The 15,412-nt window shown below is 46.7% G+C and carries 18 protein-coding genes; 13 read left to right on the top strand and 5 right to left on the bottom strand.

Translation table 11 applies throughout. From position 1 onward, the window contains the following. Nucleotides 1-4: 4 nt before the first annotated feature. From KNQ14_RS14300 to KNQ14_RS14285, 4 genes are all read right to left on the bottom strand, one after another. Nucleotides 5-475: a hypothetical protein gene (locus KNQ14_RS14300; protein WP_214861455.1), complete on the bottom strand. Its 471-nt coding sequence runs from the start codon at nucleotides 473-475 to the stop codon at nucleotides 5-7. A gap of 320 nt (nucleotides 476-795) precedes the next feature. After that, nucleotides 796-1,203: a type VII toxin-antitoxin system HepT family RNase toxin gene (gene hepT / locus KNQ14_RS14295; RefSeq protein ID WP_214861454.1), complete on the bottom strand. Its 408-nt coding sequence runs from the start codon at nucleotides 1,201-1,203 to the stop codon at nucleotides 796-798. Nucleotide 1,204: 1 nt separating this feature from the next. After that, a complete protein-coding gene (gene mntA / locus KNQ14_RS14290; RefSeq protein WP_214861453.1) occupies nucleotides 1,205-1,606 on the bottom strand; it encodes a type VII toxin-antitoxin system MntA family adenylyltransferase antitoxin in 402 nt (133 codons plus the stop codon). Between the two features lie 90 nt (nucleotides 1,607-1,696). Beyond that, the gene (locus KNQ14_RS14285; protein ID WP_214861452.1) at nucleotides 1,697-2,125 is read right to left on the bottom strand and encodes a VOC family protein; all 429 of its coding nucleotides are present in this window, start codon (nucleotides 2,123-2,125) and stop codon (nucleotides 1,697-1,699) included. A gap of 221 nt (nucleotides 2,126-2,346) precedes the next feature. Here KNQ14_RS14285 and KNQ14_RS14280 point away from each other — a divergent pair, with 221 nt between their 5' ends. The 12 genes from KNQ14_RS14280 to KNQ14_RS14225 all read left to right on the top strand — a co-directional run bounded on the left by KNQ14_RS14280 (nucleotide 2,347) and on the right by KNQ14_RS14225 (nucleotide 13,798). Then, entirely contained in the window at nucleotides 2,347-3,360 is a 1,014-nt protein-coding gene (locus KNQ14_RS14280; RefSeq protein WP_174315962.1) for a LacI family DNA-binding transcriptional regulator, read from the top strand. 203 nt (nucleotides 3,361-3,563) lie between these two features. Further along, nucleotides 3,564-4,871 carry an ABC transporter substrate-binding protein gene (locus tag KNQ14_RS14275; RefSeq protein WP_214861450.1) on the top strand — a complete coding sequence of 436 codons (1,308 nt, stop codon included), beginning with the start codon at nucleotides 3,564-3,566 and terminating at the stop codon, nucleotides 4,869-4,871. Nucleotides 4,872-4,931: 60 nt separating this feature from the next. Then, the gene (locus KNQ14_RS14270; RefSeq protein WP_023466912.1) at nucleotides 4,932-5,828 is read left to right on the top strand and encodes a carbohydrate ABC transporter permease; all 897 of its coding nucleotides are present in this window, start codon (nucleotides 4,932-4,934) and stop codon (nucleotides 5,826-5,828) included. A 3-nt stretch (nucleotides 5,829-5,831) separates the two neighbouring features. Further along, a complete protein-coding gene (locus KNQ14_RS14265; protein WP_081637442.1) occupies nucleotides 5,832-6,755 on the top strand; it encodes a carbohydrate ABC transporter permease in 924 nt (307 codons plus the stop codon). A gap of 23 nt (nucleotides 6,756-6,778) precedes the next feature. Continuing rightward, nucleotides 6,779-8,125 (top strand): GH1 family beta-glucosidase, encoded by a 1,347-nt coding sequence (locus tag KNQ14_RS14260; protein ID WP_214861447.1) that lies wholly within the window; start codon nucleotides 6,779-6,781, stop codon nucleotides 8,123-8,125. Nucleotides 8,126-8,186: 61 nt separating this feature from the next. Further along, a complete protein-coding gene (locus tag KNQ14_RS14255; RefSeq protein WP_214861445.1) occupies nucleotides 8,187-10,544 on the top strand; it encodes a carbohydrate binding domain-containing protein in 2,358 nt (785 codons plus the stop codon). 374 nt (nucleotides 10,545-10,918) lie between these two features. Next, nucleotides 10,919-11,392, top strand: coding sequence for a hypothetical protein (locus KNQ14_RS14250; protein WP_214861444.1), 474 nt, complete (start codon nucleotides 10,919-10,921; stop codon nucleotides 11,390-11,392). A gap of 18 nt (nucleotides 11,393-11,410) precedes the next feature. Beyond that, nucleotides 11,411-11,572 (top strand): hypothetical protein, encoded by a 162-nt coding sequence (locus tag KNQ14_RS14245; protein WP_193748996.1) that lies wholly within the window; start codon nucleotides 11,411-11,413, stop codon nucleotides 11,570-11,572. 124 nt (nucleotides 11,573-11,696) lie between these two features. Continuing rightward, complete coding sequence (locus tag KNQ14_RS14240; RefSeq protein WP_047392144.1) at nucleotides 11,697-12,200, top strand: RNA polymerase sigma factor SigV; 504 nt, start codon at nucleotides 11,697-11,699, stop codon at nucleotides 12,198-12,200. Continuing rightward, complete coding sequence (rsiV, locus tag KNQ14_RS14235) at nucleotides 12,184-13,038, top strand: anti-sigma-V factor RsiV (RefSeq protein WP_214806023.1); 855 nt, start codon at nucleotides 12,184-12,186, stop codon at nucleotides 13,036-13,038. The genes KNQ14_RS14240 and rsiV overlap by 17 nt, the downstream gene beginning before the upstream one ends. Before the next feature lie 114 nt (nucleotides 13,039-13,152). Next, nucleotides 13,153-13,449, top strand: a complete 297-nt coding sequence (locus tag KNQ14_RS14230; protein ID WP_214861442.1) for an excalibur calcium-binding domain-containing protein — start codon at nucleotides 13,153-13,155, stop codon at nucleotides 13,447-13,449. 169 nt (nucleotides 13,450-13,618) lie between these two features. Then, nucleotides 13,619-13,798: a hypothetical protein gene (locus KNQ14_RS14225; protein WP_133208308.1), complete on the top strand. Its 180-nt coding sequence runs from the start codon at nucleotides 13,619-13,621 to the stop codon at nucleotides 13,796-13,798. Nucleotides 13,799-13,875: 77 nt separating this feature from the next. On the opposite strand, the gene KNQ14_RS14220 is transcribed toward KNQ14_RS14225, so the two are convergent. Then, complete coding sequence (locus KNQ14_RS14220) at nucleotides 13,876-14,199, bottom strand: thioredoxin family protein (protein WP_023466923.1); 324 nt, start codon at nucleotides 14,197-14,199, stop codon at nucleotides 13,876-13,878. Between the two features lie 299 nt (nucleotides 14,200-14,498). Here KNQ14_RS14220 and KNQ14_RS14215 point away from each other — a divergent pair, with 299 nt between their 5' ends. Beyond that, nucleotides 14,499-15,368 carry a cation diffusion facilitator family transporter gene (locus KNQ14_RS14215; protein ID WP_058703546.1) on the top strand — a complete coding sequence of 290 codons (870 nt, stop codon included), beginning with the start codon at nucleotides 14,499-14,501 and terminating at the stop codon, nucleotides 15,366-15,368. Nucleotides 15,369-15,412: the final 44 nt, after the last annotated feature.

Below are 15,412 nucleotides of genomic sequence, written 5' to 3'. Positions count from 1 at the left end.
TTTATTATTGTGGTAAGCTTTCTATTTTTTCGAGTAAATCATCCTCGTATTTTTGATCAGAAATGACCTCGATGAGCCGATGAAAAGATAAAGCTGCTTGTTTAAAAGCTCGAATGAAGTCTGAAGTATTATAGCTAGCCTCTTCTTGATCGATGGTTAATGAGAAGCGATTTTCACTTATTTTTTTAAAGCATACTTCGATAGGTGTGTTCGGGAAATAGAATGTAGCAGATCCATCCTCTAGACAGTTTTTCAAAGCGTCTGCATAGTACTGCCACAGTGGTGCAAGTTCATCTGAGTGATCGGCTCCTTGTATGATTCCATTCTGGGCAAAAGAAATTGTACCGTCTAGATTTAAAAAGCCATCCTCTAACCAATCCTCTTTTTGCTGAATGTACACTTTAATGCGATCTTTTTCTGTGATGTTCACATGTTTCTGTTCATTTTCTAAAAAGATAAAGGTTTGGATATCCATAAAGCACAACTCCTTCTTCCATTCATGAATTAAGTTAATATATATGTCCTTCTTCAACGCCTATGACATATTTTAAATCATCAACCATTCCTGTAAATTGCTTTGAACCTGTATAAACATTTGAAAAATCACTCTATTTTGTTTGGCTACATTACAATGGAGAGGTCTGTGGAAATGGAGGATTTTCCACACATAAGACAATACTAGTTGGAGCCGTTAATTCAGCCAATTATGCATGCAACTTTTTAAGCGATAGCTAAACAAAAGGCGATTCCAACTTACGGAATCGCCTTTACCTATAAAAAAAGCTTCGTAGCGAATCAATCTTCTAGTTCAATGACAGTTCGAGTGAATGTCAAAAAATCATTAAGATGACGATCTAATATCGCTTGAAGAATGTCTAGATTCAGTGATTGATAGTAATGTACTGCAATGTTACGAAATCCGACCATGTTCATGAGACTAGTAGCTAGGGAAGTATCGATGAGCTGAGCTTCCTCGAGCAACTGAAATCCATCACGACTCGATTTAGGTAGACCAAGCTTCCGTGTTCGAACTAGATGCATGGCAATATCGATACTTGCCTCACATGCCCGCTGGATGTTCAAAATGATACTATCTTGTTTGGTGTAATCCTTTAAATGACTAGGTTCGTTCTGGTAGACGTCCTGTATTCTTAATAAACAACGTTCAATGGTCGCTATCTTATTTAACAACACATCGTTCATATTAAAAAACACTCCCCTGATCTTTGATTGACTGTACGATTGGAGCCCTCTCCTCAGAAAAGGCAGCATACATGCTATAAGCACGCATTTGTTGTCGTGTCAGCTCATTCGGATTTTGACAGTCGATGACTAAACCTTCTGTGAAGATTTGCATCGTCAAAATCGGATCAATCTGTTTTATATCGACGAGATCAACTTCACGACCAGCGAGTCGTGCTAATTGACCCGCCATTAAAAATCGATCGTAGGCGGAGAGGGTGTGGTCACTTAAATAAGCGATATCCAAATCACTATCGTCTGTCATGTTTCCCGTAGCTCCGGAGCCGAATAAGATAATAAAATGAGCATGCACGTGTACGTTAATCGCTTGAACGAGTTGTTGTCGCAACGTCACCGATATCATATGATTCGCTCCTTCTAACCCTTTTTTCAAAGTATACCATGGCTTGATAGACTAAAAATAAACTCCCCGGGTTTTCGAGGAGTTTAAAGGTTACACCGCTACTTCACTCTCTACATGATTGACCTGCCACTGCACACCAAACGCATCTTCGACGATTCCGTAGGCTTCACTCCAAAATGTCTTTTGGATCGGCATGATGACGGTGCCGTCTTTTGCGAGTTGATCAAATGTCTTCTGTAACACATCTACGTCAGATAAGTGGAGCGCCAAGGTAACATTCTGACCGATCGTGACCGGATCATGCGGCATTGCGTCTGAGAACATTAAGCGGGTACCATGAACGATCAGTTCAGCATGTAGAACAAGCGACTGCATCTCTTTAGGGTAGGGCTGACCATCAGGACCGGGACCTGGTCCGAACTCCATGATGTCTGGTAGTTCTTGACCGAAGACCTGTGTATAAAACGTCAGTGCCTCACGCGTGTTGCCGTTAAAGACGAGATACGGATTGATTGGCATGGGAAAGCTCCTCTCTAAAAAAGGCGAATTGTGTTTTTTTAATTATACCAAACATTTGTTCGTATTAAAAGAAAAATCGATTTCTTTTTGTATTGAATCCAGTATAAATGATAACGTTTTCAATTTATCTGATTTTTCATTAAAAAATAGGTTGCAACTTCCAGAGAGACTTCGTATACTAAATTTATCGAAAGCGCTTTCGGTGAAATGGAGTGAGTAGCATGGGAACAATTTATGATTTAGCGAAGATGACCGGTTTTTCGATTACAACGGTCTCAAAAGCCTTAAATAACTATTCGGATGTCAGTGAAAAGACGAAAGCAAAAATCGTCCAAGCAGCGGCCGAGATGGGATACTTACCGAACGCGCACGCCCAGTCGCTCTCGACGAAACGTTCGTGGACGATCGGTGTCATGTTCTCGGAAGCACATGGCGTCGGAATGATGCATCCGTTCTTCAACGCGATCATTGAGAGTTTCCGAAAAGCAACAGAACAACAAGGGTATGACCTCATCTTCGCATCGCGAAACTTACGCAATCGTGATATGAGTTACCTCGAGCATTTCCGACACCGGGCAGTCGACGGCATCGTCGTCATCTGCTCCGATCAGATGGACCAGCACGTCCAGGAGTTGATTCAAAGTACGATTCCGATCGTCGTCGTCGACATGGACAGTGCCGATTGTAGTGTCGTCTACTCGGATAACATCACTGGTGGCACACTCGCCATCAATCATTTGCACGAACTCGGTCATCGGTTGATCGCCCACATTGCGGGGGATACGTCGACAGATGCGGGAAGAGCGCGGATTGAAGGCTATCAGCAAGCGATGGAACAACTTGATTTGCCGATTCCGGACGGATATCTCGTCAACGGTGGATTCTTTTCCGGGGAAGAAGGCAAGCGGGCAATGAACGAATTGCTAGCATTACCTGAACGACCGACAGCGGTCTTCGTTGCCGGGGATGAAATGGCAATCGGTGCGATTGAAGCGATTCATGAAGCCGGGTTACGGATTCCAGAAGACATCTCAGTCATTGGGTACGATGATATCTATGTCGCGAAATACATTACACCGAAGTTGACGACGGTCCGACAAGATACGGAAACGATTGGTCAACATGCAGCATCAGTCTTGATTGAACAGATCGTCAACAAAAAACGGGTCACGACACGCGATGTCATTCCGGTTAACTTGATGGTTCGTCAATCGACAGGTCCAGTACCTGAATAACACAATGGTTGTTTCGGAATCGCTCTCGCTCGTTGTCAGTGAGGAAAAGCGAGAGCGATTTCGAAATCATTTTTATCACTTTTTCCGAAAGGGCTTTCGGGAATTTTCTTTAAAGCCTTTTCGAAAGCGCTTTCGGTATTTTTGAATAATTAATTGAAACCGCTTACTTACAAGCGGAATACTTAACAAAAGGATGAGATGAGATGAAGAAACAATTAGTTAGCGTGTTAACAGTCGGTGCGTTAACAGCAAGCGTCCTTGCTGGATGTTCAGGTAGCAGCGAAGAAAAGACGAGCGGCGGGAAAGAAGTCTTGAAAATCTGGTCGTTCACGGATGAGTTAAAAGAGCCTATCAAAAAGTTCGAAGAGAAAAACGGAGTCAAAGTCGAATTGACGATCGTGCCAATCGCCGACTACCCGACGAAGTTGAAACCAGCTCTTGAAAGTGGCGTCGGCGCACCGGATATCTTCACAGGTGAGATCGCGTTCTTGAAACAGTGGGTTGATGCCGGCTACTGGGCGAACTTCTCTGAAAAACCATTCAACGCAGGCGAAGTCAAAGATGACTATATTCCGTACGTCTATGACATGGGGAAAGATAAGGACGGCAACGTGCGTGCGCTGTCATGGCAAACGACACCAGGTGGCGTCTACTACAAACGAAGCATCGCGAAAAAAGTTCTCGGTACAGACGATCCAAAAGAAATCGGCGGCATGATGGACTCGATGGACGGCGTCTTCGAAGTCGCTGAAAAAATGAAGAGCAAAGGCTACAAGATGTTCCCGGATGAAGGATCAATCCGTTGGTTCGCACAAGGGAACGACCCACAACCTTGGGTCAACGATAAGCAAGAGCTCGTCTTGACACAAGACAAGAAGGATTACATGGATTACGCAAAAGAACTTCGGACGAAACAATACACAGCACTTGCACCAGAATGGTCACCATCATGGTTCGCAGGCATGGATAAACCGGTCAAAGTCAAAGAAAACGGTAAAGAGACTGAAACAGAAGTCTTCTCTTACGTTCTCCCGACATGGGGTCTTCACAGTGTCCTCAAAGAAAACGCGAAAAAATCAGCGGGTGACTGGGCGGTCACAAGCGGACCGAGCCCATACTTCTGGGGTGGTACGTGGTTAGGTGTCTACAAAGATTCGAAGAAACAAAAGCTTGCGTATGATTTCGTCAAGATGATGACGCAAGACGAAGCGTTCTTAACAGATTGGGCAAAAGAAACAGGTGACGTGTTAGCATACAAGCCAGTTACTGAAAAAATCAAGACCGACTTCAAAGATGAGTTTCTCGGCGGACAGAACAACTATGAGTTCTTCCTTGATCAAGCAGACAAGATCACACCAGGAATCGTCACGAAGTATGACCAGCAGCTCGATACATTGTATGGTGCATCGGTCATGGAATACGTCCAAGGTAAAAAATCAAAAGACGAAGCACTTGCTGAGTTCTACAAAAAAGTCAAAAACGCGTATCCGGACGTAAAAGTACCGGAATAAGGAGAGTAGGTGGGGCGATCCTCGCCTCACCTCTTCTTGTTTAAGAAAGGGGTTTGACCTGTGAAAAAACTCGATCGGCATGGGTATCTGTTCATCGCACCGTTTTGGATCGTCTTCTTGATCTTCAGCATCTATCCGGTTGCCTTGACTTTCTATTACAGTTTCACGAACTACACGGGCGCTGAAGGCGAACAACTCGTCGGACTCGCGAACTATACGCGGTTACTCGGGGATACGTACTTCATCGAAGCGTTCTTTAACACTCTGAAGATTTGGGGTCTGAACTTCATCCTTCAGATCGGTGGCGCCTTATTGCTCGCTTTGTTGTTCTCGGATCTCCAGTTGAAATTAAAAGGGCTTGCCTTCTTCCGGGCGACGTTCTACTTACCGAACTTGATCACGATCAGCTCGGTCGCCTTATTGTTCGGCATCTTGCTCGACTGGCAGCATGGTTCACTGAACATGATGTTGATGAAAATCGGAATCATCTCGGAGCCGATCAACTGGTTGACGCAACCGGTGACGGCACAAATCTCCGTCTCGCTCATCCTGACATGGATGTGGCTCGGTCACTCGTTCATCGTCGTCATGGCGGGCGTATCCGGGATCTCGAAGGACTACTTCGAAGCAGCCTTGATTGACGGGGCAACCCGTTGGCAGATTTTCTCACGCATCACGTTGCCACTCTTAAAACCGATTTTGCTCTACATCATGATCACGTCGTTGATCGGTGGTCTGCAATTGTTCGACCTCCCGATGTTGATCACGGATGGTGTCGGTGCGCCAGATGGTGCCTTGAACACGATGGTGCTCTATCTCTATAACCAAGCTTTCAAATACAACAACTATGGCTACGCCGCTGCTGTCGCATACGGACTGTTTGCCATCACGCTCGTCTTTTCAATCATCGTCTTCAAAGGGATGTTCCGAAAAGAACGTTCGCCGAAAGGAGCCTGACCGATGGAACGAAATGCAGAAGCACGTCGGATCGTGCCACAAACGGAGGAACAACCGGAGCGTTCCGAACGCCCGCTCAAGTTGACGCCACCACCGAAACAAAAGAAAGCCTGGTTCGGCAAAAGTGTCATCTATATTGGTCTCGTCGTCTTAACGATCGCCTGTATCATCCCGTTTTTGATGATGATCATCAACGCGACGCGCTCGAACGAAGAAGTCTTGTCCGGGTTCTCGTTGATTCCCGGGAACTCACTTGCTGAGAACTACGCCGCCCTCAGTTCATACGTCAACATCTGGTCTGGGTTCAAGAACAGCTTGATCATTGCCGTTCTCGTTACCGTCCTATCAGGGTATTTCTCGGCGTTGACAGCATTCGGATTCGCTTTCTATCAGTTCAAAGGAAAGAACGCGATGTTCGTCTTCATGCTCGTCATGATGATGGTTCCGGGTCAGCTCGGTTTGATCGGGTTCTACGAATTAAGTAAAAATCTTGGCTTGCTCGATAGCTATATCCCGTTGATCGTTCCAGCGATCGCGAGTCCGTTCACGGTCTTCTTCGTCCGACAGTATGTCCAGACCGTCCTGCACCCGAGTTTGATCGAAGCAGCACGGATGGACGGAGCGAGTGAGTTCCGGATCTTCCATACGATCGCTTTGCCGATGATGATGCCGGCGATCGCAACGATGTCGATCTTTACGTTCATCGGTTCATGGAACAACTACATCATGCCGCTCGTCTTACTCTTCTCTCCAGAGAAGTATACGCTCCCGGTCTTGATGGGCTTCTTGAAAGGATCACAAGTCGCAGAGAACTTAGGCTCGCTCTATCTCGGGATCGCGATTTCCGTCGTACCGATCATGATCGCCTTCTTGTTCCTCTCGAAATATATCGTCAGCAGTATCTCGGCAGGTGCCGTTAAAGAATAAGTAGCTTAAAGGAGAGTACACATATGAAATTTGCACCGAACTTCGTATTCGGAACGGCGACGTCGTCGTATCAAATCGAAGGAGCCCACAACGAAGGCGGACGTACGCCTTCGATCTGGGATGCCTTCTGTGATGAGGACGGAAAAGTCTTCGAAAAACATAACGGTGATGTCGCGTGTGACCATTACCACCGTTATGAAGAAGACATTCAGCACATCAAACGTCTCGGCGTCGACACGTACCGCTTCTCGATTGCCTGGCCACGGATCTTCCCGCAAAAAGGGGTCTACAATCCGGAAGGCATGGCCTTCTACAAGAAACTCGCGACACGTCTGCGGGCAGAAGGCATCAAGCCAGCCGTGACGTTGTACCACTGGGACTTACCACTTTGGGCACATGAAGAAGGCGGCTGGGTCAACCGAGCATCGGTCGACTGGTTCCTCGACTTCGCCCGTGCTTGTTTTGCGGAGCTCGACGGGATCGTCGACTCGTGGATCACACACAATGAACCATGGTGTGCCGGGTTCCTCAGCTACCATCTCGGACAACATGCACCAGGTCATACGGACATGAACGAAGCCGTTCGTGCCGTGCACCACTTGTTATTATCACACGGAAAAGCAGTCGAACTGTTGAAGGGTGAGTTCAAATCGGTCACACCGATTGGTATCACGTTGAACTTGGCACCGAAGTATGCGAAGACGGATTCCGTCAACGATCAGTTGGCGATGAACAATGCAGACGGATATGCGAATCGATGGTTCCTCGATTCAGTCTTCAAAGGTCAGTATCCAGTCGACATGATGAACCTGTTCTCGAAATACGTCCATTCTTATGCGTTCATCGAGGAAGGCGACATGGAGACGATCTCTGTACCGTGTGACTTCTTCGGGATCAACTTCTACAGCCGCAACCTCGTCGAGTTCAGTGCTGCGAACGATTTCCTGCAGAAGGATGCGTACTCGGATTATGACAAGACAGGCATGGGCTGGGATATCGCCCCGAGCGAATTCAAGGACTTGATTCGTCGCTTGCGCGCCGAGTATACGGATTTACCGATCTATATCACAGAAAACGGTGCGGCATTCGACGACGAATTGATCGACGGTCGCGTCGCCGACCAGAACCGGATTGATTACGTCGCACAACACTTGCAAGCCGTGTCTGATTTAAACGAAGAAGGGATGAACATCCAAGGCTATTATCTTTGGTCACTGCTCGACAACTTCGAGTGGAGCTTCGGCTACGATAAGCGCTTCGGGATTCTCTACGTCGATTTCGAGACACAAGAACGGATTTGGAAAGACAGCGCTCACTGGTATGCGGGCGTCATCGAGCAACATAAGGCAACGATTCCGCAAGAAGCGTGACAAAGGAGGCAAGGTCGAACATTCGTCCTTGCCTCTTTTTGACTAAGAGGAGGAAACAGACATGAAGACATGGGTAGCACTGGCGGTCGGGACCGGTTTATTGCTGAGCGGTCAAGCGGTCGACGCAAAGGCAGACAAAAAAGAGACGAAGTGGAAGCTCGTCTGGTCGGATGAGTTTCAGGCAAAACAACTCGACCGGACGAAATGGACGTATGATACGGGGAACTGGATCAAGGATGCGAACGGACAACCGGTCTCACCGGGTTGGGGCAACAATGAAAAACAATACTACACGACGAAACAGGACAACTCGTTTATTCGCAACGGGAAACTCGTCATCAAGGCGAAGCAGGAAAAGACGACGGATGATCTCGGTACATACGATTTCACGTCAGCGAAGCTGAAGACGAAAGGATTATTCAGTAAGACGTACGGGCGTTATGAGATCAAAGCGAAGCTCCCGACCGGAAAAGGGCTCTGGCCTGCGTTCTGGATGTTACCGGAGCAAGATAAGTACGGGGCGTGGGCAGCGTCCGGTGAGATTGACGTGATGGAAGCTTGGGGCAGTCAACCGGACAAGGTCGCTGGAACGATTCACTACGGAGAAAACTGGCCGAACAATAAGTATACGGGGAAAGACTACCACTTCCCAGACGGACAACGCATCGACCAATGGCATACGTACGCAGTCGAATGGGAGCCGGGTGAGCTCCGCTGGTACGTTGACGGCAACCTCTATCAAACACAAAACGATTGGTACAGCAAAGGCTTGAACGCAGCAACGAACTATAGTTATCCGGCACCGTTCGACCAAAACTTCTATCTCGTCATGAATCTCGCGGTCGGCGGTTGGTTCGATGGAGAGGTCGATGCGACGACGAAGTTCCCAGCCGAGATGGAAGTCGACTACGTCCGGGTCTATGATTTAAAAAACCGAGCGTACCGTGAACCGGTCGAACCGACCTACGAAAACGTAACGTTACCGGACGGAGCCAAACAACCGATCGACGGCAACCTCGTTTACGACACAGCGTTTGAAAAACCAGTCACGATGATCACCGGGAATCAGTCGTTTGATCCGCTGTACTGGAACTACGTCACGCTCCCAGACTTCGGTGGCAAAGGAAGCCTTGCGATCATTGAAAAAGAAGGGCAACGGATGGCAGACGTCACGATTGATCAGCCTGGTTCACAGACGTATTCTCACCAACTGATTCAAAACGTATCCCTTGCGCAAGGTGGACGTTACCAAGTTAGCTTTGACGCGAGCAGCACAGCAGACCGGAAGATGATGGTCAAAGTCGGCGGTGGAGCAGAGCGTGGCTACACGAAATATTCAAATGAACAGTCGATTGCTCTGACACCGAGCGTCAAACGACATACGTTCACGTTCGATATGGCGGCAGAGACGGATCTCGCAGCGCGTCTTGAGTTCAACCTCGGACTTGAAAAAGCGGGTGTTCAGATCGGGAACGTCCGTGTCGAACAGATTCCGCGCGGCGTCATCGATGAAGATGCAACAAAACCGGCACTACCGGACGGGAACCTCGTCTACAACGGAACGTTCGATCAAGGGGCGATGGATCGTTTGACGTATTGGCACTTCGATGGTAACAAGTGGACGACAGGGTCTGTTGATCCCGAGTCACGTGATTTCCGTTATGAAGGACATGGTCAAAAAACGACAGCGCGCTTAACGCAAAAGGGACTTCAACTAGAAGCCGGGCATGCGTATCAGCTTCGATTCACAGCAGGTGCGAAAAAAGCGAAATCACTTCAGGTGAAAATCACTGGAGCACAAGAGCAATTGAAACAGACGACTGTACCGTTGACGAAACAAGCAACGACTGTCGACATTCCGTTCACAGCTACACAAACGGCAGACGACAATCAGCTTGTGTTTGACTTCAGTGGACAAGCCGGAAAAATCTCGCTCGATGATGTGGAATTGATCGATGTGACACCAGTGCCGGTCGATCCGTCACCACTGAAGAACGGTTCGTTCGCAAACGGATTGACGTCGTGGTCGTCATACGTCCACTATGATGCGCAAGCCGCTATCGAAGCTGTCAATGAAGCAGCACGCATCCAAATCGGAGCGGAAGGACAAGAACCATGGAGTGTCTTACTCGAGCAAGGAAACTTGTCACTCGCGAAAGGCAAAACATATGAATTGAGCTTCACGGCATCGTCGACTGTACCGCGTCCGATCGAAGTAACAGTCGAAAATGCTTCGTACACGCGTTACTTCAGTCAAGTCGAGCCAATCACGGCAACACCGAAAACGTATAGCTATACGTTTACGATGGGACAAGCCGATACAGGTGCGTTGAAGTTCTTGATGGGACGCGCGGAAGGTTCGCCGTTCGCCGCCCATGACGTGACGATTGATGATGTGAATCTTAAAGTGAAGGAATGACCGAAACAAGGATTTGACTCAAAAAAGAATGACTCATCGTTGCACGCCCTTTCCTCAGGCGAGACACAAGCCAGTTTTCCTGCTTCATCCAAGCAGGAAAACGGGTCTTGTTTGTCTCTGACAGCGCATAATGCGCTTTTTCCTGTAGGAGTGGCGTGTAACGTGTCATTTTTTTACGAGATAAGGGTGGCAGATCATCATTCTGTCACCCTTATCTTTTGTATAGACTGACTGATGAGTTAGCCCTTGTTGTTGTGTCATCAGCTTAAACAAAAAAGCCGAACTATTTTTCGTGATGAAAAAGGAATAAAACCCATCATATGGAATATACAACGTAGAAGTGACATCTATTCGTTTTCAGAGGAGGAAACGTCATGCGTCAGAGGTACATACCGTATCGGCTCATCTTCATCATAGGTTTACTTGGCATGATCGGTATCAATGGATGGTCCGCCATGCTCCATCCGGACGGCACGATTAACGGATGGCAAAGCATCGCCTCCGTCGTCTGGCTCGTTATTCTAGTCGGGTCGCTATTCTATATGAAGGAAGACAAGGCGCTTCGCCTCGTGGTCTGGTATATCCGGATTGGTCTCGTTGCGGCGTTATTCATTTATGGTGTTTCGTTACTCGAAGGCGCATTTTCTGAAACGATTTGGTTTGATGCATTGGCGAGTGTTCAGTTCGTGTTCTATTTTCTCTTCGTTGTCCCATTGTTTGGATTAAATGCCTGGACGGATGTATTGTTTGGTGAGTTTTCGTTATACATGAGTGTCCTGTACGGTATCGCCTTGATTACGCTCTACGTAAAGGTCTGGAATGATACATCGCGGCATTTGCATTATTAAGTAGAAAAGGTGAATGGTATGTTGAGTCCCGTGAATGAGCGCGAAGAACGGACCGGGAAACGCGAACGCCGAAAACAACGGAAAATCGATGTGGGATGCGTCACGATTGTCGGCATTCCATTACTTTTCATCGTTCCGTTTCTGTTGATCATCCTTATCTTAATGAAGTCTGCTCCATGAAAAGGTGACCTGGTGTCACCTTTTTTTGTTGTGTCGTCAACTTTTTTCTCGACTCGCCCGTCTTAATGATGTATACACAGAACGATATCGAAAAAAGGAGCCGCGGCCTATGACCTCTCGTCAAATGAGAAAACGGGAAAAAGCATTCGTCCGTTTTTTAAAGCAATACAAACCGAATCTCTACTGGTTAGCCTACAGTTATATGAAAAATGAACAGGATAGCCTGGATGTCATTCAGGACAGCATCCAAAAAGCGTTACAGTCGCTCGATCGACTCGAGGATGAGGAACGGATGAAAGCCTGGTTCTATCAAATTTTGACACGAACAGCGATTGATGCAATCCGGAAGCGTCAGCATAGTATCAGTTACGACACGGATCGACTGATCGAACTCGTCGCGACAAAAGAAGATACATACCCGGATTCCGATTTACGACAGGCGCTCGAGGAGCTACCGGTCATGTACCGGGAAGTCGTCATCTTACACTATTTCGAGGACTTGATCTTAAAAGACGTCGCGACGATTTTAGAGCTGAATTTAAGTACGACCAAGTCCCGGCTGTATAAAGGGTTGACCTTACTGAAAATGAAATTGAATGGAGATGATTTAGATGTCGAACAAACTTGATGATCTGAAACAGGCATACCAACAACCACCGGTTCCAAAAGAACTCGATGAAATGATTGCCCGAGTCGAGCACCGGACGCGTCCTTCGCGGACGAAGCGATCCGTGTTGATTACAGCTGCCGCCATCACGTTATTCGTTGGCGGATTAAATAGCAGTACATCATTTGCGGACGCGATGGCGAAGGTGCCGGTCTTTGGTCAACTGACTGAGATCGTGACGATCGACTGGAAAGAGACGAAGACACAACAGTCGGCTGATATCAAAGCCCCTCAAGTGACGTTACCGGACAAAGCACTCGAGCAACAACTAAACGAAAAGTATATTGCGGAAGGACAAGCACTCTACGAAAAGTTCAAACAGGAGACGAACGGACAGGAAGGGGTATTTGCCGTCGATAGCCGCTATGACGTTAAGACGGATACGGACGACTTGTTGTCGATTGGGCGAACCGTCACCGAAACACGGGCAAGTGCATCGGAAAGCGCCCAATACGATACAATCGACAAAAAACAACAGCTGGTCCTGACGTTACCATCCTTGTTCAAGGATGACGGATATATCACGACGATCAGTGAGTATCTAAAAGAAGAGATGCGTCGCCAAATGAAAGCCGATGAAGGGAAGGTCTACTTCGTCGAAGGAACACCGGATGTACCAGAGGACGAACAGTTCAAGCACATTTCAGCGAAGCAAAACTTCTATATTACGGCAGATCACAAATTAGTTTTGTCGTTTGATGAGTACAGCATCGCTCCAGGATATATGGGCATCGTTGAGTTTAAGATCCCGACGTCGATCTTAAAAGATGACCTCGTCAGTTCGACCTATATTCGTTGATTGTCAGATTTTAAAAAACATTGACGTAAAAATGAAAAAAGGAAACAATTTCTAAAAATGACCTCTTATAATCAAAAGACGAATCGTTGTTTTTTGAAAAAAGGAGGAATCCCTATGAAAAAATGGAGTCGGCTCGTACTCGCGGGTGTCGTCAGTCTCGCCTTGATCCATGTTCCGGTAGCCAGTGAAGCGGCAACGAAAGCAAAAGCCTTTTCCAGTTGTGCAGAAATGCAAAAGACGTATAAAGGCGGTGTCGCGAAAAAAGCGGGTCTAAAAAATCGGACCGGGTATGACAAGAATGGCAAACCGATTTACAAAGCAAGAAAGTACAAGGCATACGTGAGTCTTGCGACGTATAACTTAAACACGAAAAGAGACCGGGATAAAGACGGCATCGCGTGTGAACGTTAAATAAGCAAAAGTAGTCTTTCTCGAGCGGGAGAAAGACTACTTTTTTGTAGATGTTGTTTTTTGTAGATGTGGGTTGTTCCTTTCAATTATGTAATCCTTAGAAAATATTATGTATGGTAGTGTTGTAGCGATGAAAGACGACAAAGACGTATTGAGTAGGAGGACTACGATGCGAAAACGAGATTATCTGATTTTCTTTATTCTTTTTTTCATTCTGAATCTCATTAATTTCTTAGGAACTCTAGGTATGCAGGATATTTTAGCGATTGTGGTCGTCGCTCTGATCGAAGCAGCGATAGCTGGGACGATTACGAATCTGTTCACCCGTATCTTTTTTAAGAAAAGTTGAGACGGATTGAAGTAGCATCCCAAATCAGATCGATACATAAAAAATAACCTGACGCCGCAGCGTCAGGTTATTTTTGCTTAGTTGAAGTTTTGCTTTAGGAAGGCTGTAACTTCTTCTGGTGTTTTGGCATTTGCACTATGCAAATGCGCCAGTTTTTCATTGTTTTTGAAGACGAGTAAGCTTGGGATTCCCATGACATCGTGGTTCGATGCGATTTCAGGGAACTCATCCTTGTCGATCGTGTGGATTGGTAAGTGGTCGAATTGTGACTCGACGTCCGGCATGAAGTAATCCATCCGTTTACAGTCCGGGCACCAGTCTGCTTCGAACTTGATGATGACCGGTGCATCACTTGAAATCAATTCCTTGAATGTTTCTTCACTCTTAATGAATTCTGCCATTGTGAGAACTCCTCCTCTTGGTGTTGTACCTTTAGTCTACCGATTCCCTTCAGAACTTGCACGAATTATGTTCGTTAAAGAGTCTGACAAGTCAAAAAAGTTGGTTGCTCTTTAAAATAATGCTACCGATTTTCTTTAAAAGAGCCACATGACTCAATTAAATTCTGTTTGGTATAGGGAAACATTATTGCGTGTTTGTTAATTACCTAGTTCGAAACAAAATGATTTCTCTAGACCCACTCGATTTCCGACTGGTACGATGAGGTTTGCTAATCGCAGAGAAAGTGGGGGCGACGAGAATGGAACAACAAAAATACGATAATCTAAAACGCGGCGAACGCGGTGCGATGATCAGTATTGCAGCTTATATCTTGTTATCATCTTTAAAATTAATCATTGGGTATACAGCAGATTCTGCCGCACTCCGGGCGGACGGTTTGAACAATGCGACTGATATCATCGCGTCGATCGCTGTCTTGATCGGCTTACGGATTTCGCAACGTCCGGCAGATGACGATCACAAATACGGACACTGGAAAAGTGAGACGATTGCCTCGCTCGTAGCTTCCTTCATCATGATGGCAGTCGGTCTTCAAGTCTTGATCGATACAATCTCGACGTTGTTCGAAGGCAAACAGGAGTCACCGGATATCCTCGCAGCATACGTCGGAATCGGTTCAGCCCTCGTGATGTACTTCGTGTACCGCTACAATAAGAAGTTATCCGAGGAGATTGATAGTAAAGCCGTCATGGCAGCAGCGAAAGATAATTTATCCGATGCGTGGGTCAGTGTCGGGACGACAATCGGGATCGTCGGTTCACAGTTCGGTATGCCATGGCTTGATGTCGTGACCGCGATCATCGTCGGCTTCTTGATCTGTAAGACAGCATGGGACATCTTCACGGAAGCGTCACACGAACTGACGGATGGCTTCGATGAGAAGAAGCTGAAGATGTATGAAGATGTCATCTTCGATCTCGAAGGTGTCAAAGGGATCAAGTCAATCAAAGGACGTAACTACGGCAACAATGAAGTCGTCGATGTTGTTATCCTCGTCAACTCCACATTGAATATCCATCAGGCGCACGATATTGCGACACGTGTCGAGGATACACTGACGGAAGAATATGGTGTCTACGATATCCATGTTCACGTCGAACCGGAATGAATCGAAAAAACGTCTTTTCTACTGTAAGCGTAGAAAAGACGTTT

This window comes from Exiguobacterium sp. s161, assembly GCF_018619045.1.
Taxonomy (GTDB): Bacteria; Bacillota; Bacilli; order Exiguobacteriales; family Exiguobacteriaceae; genus Exiguobacterium_A; species Exiguobacterium_A indicum.
The sequence above is the reverse complement of the archived record's forward strand: the minus strand, read 5'-3'. Positions and strand labels throughout refer to the sequence as shown.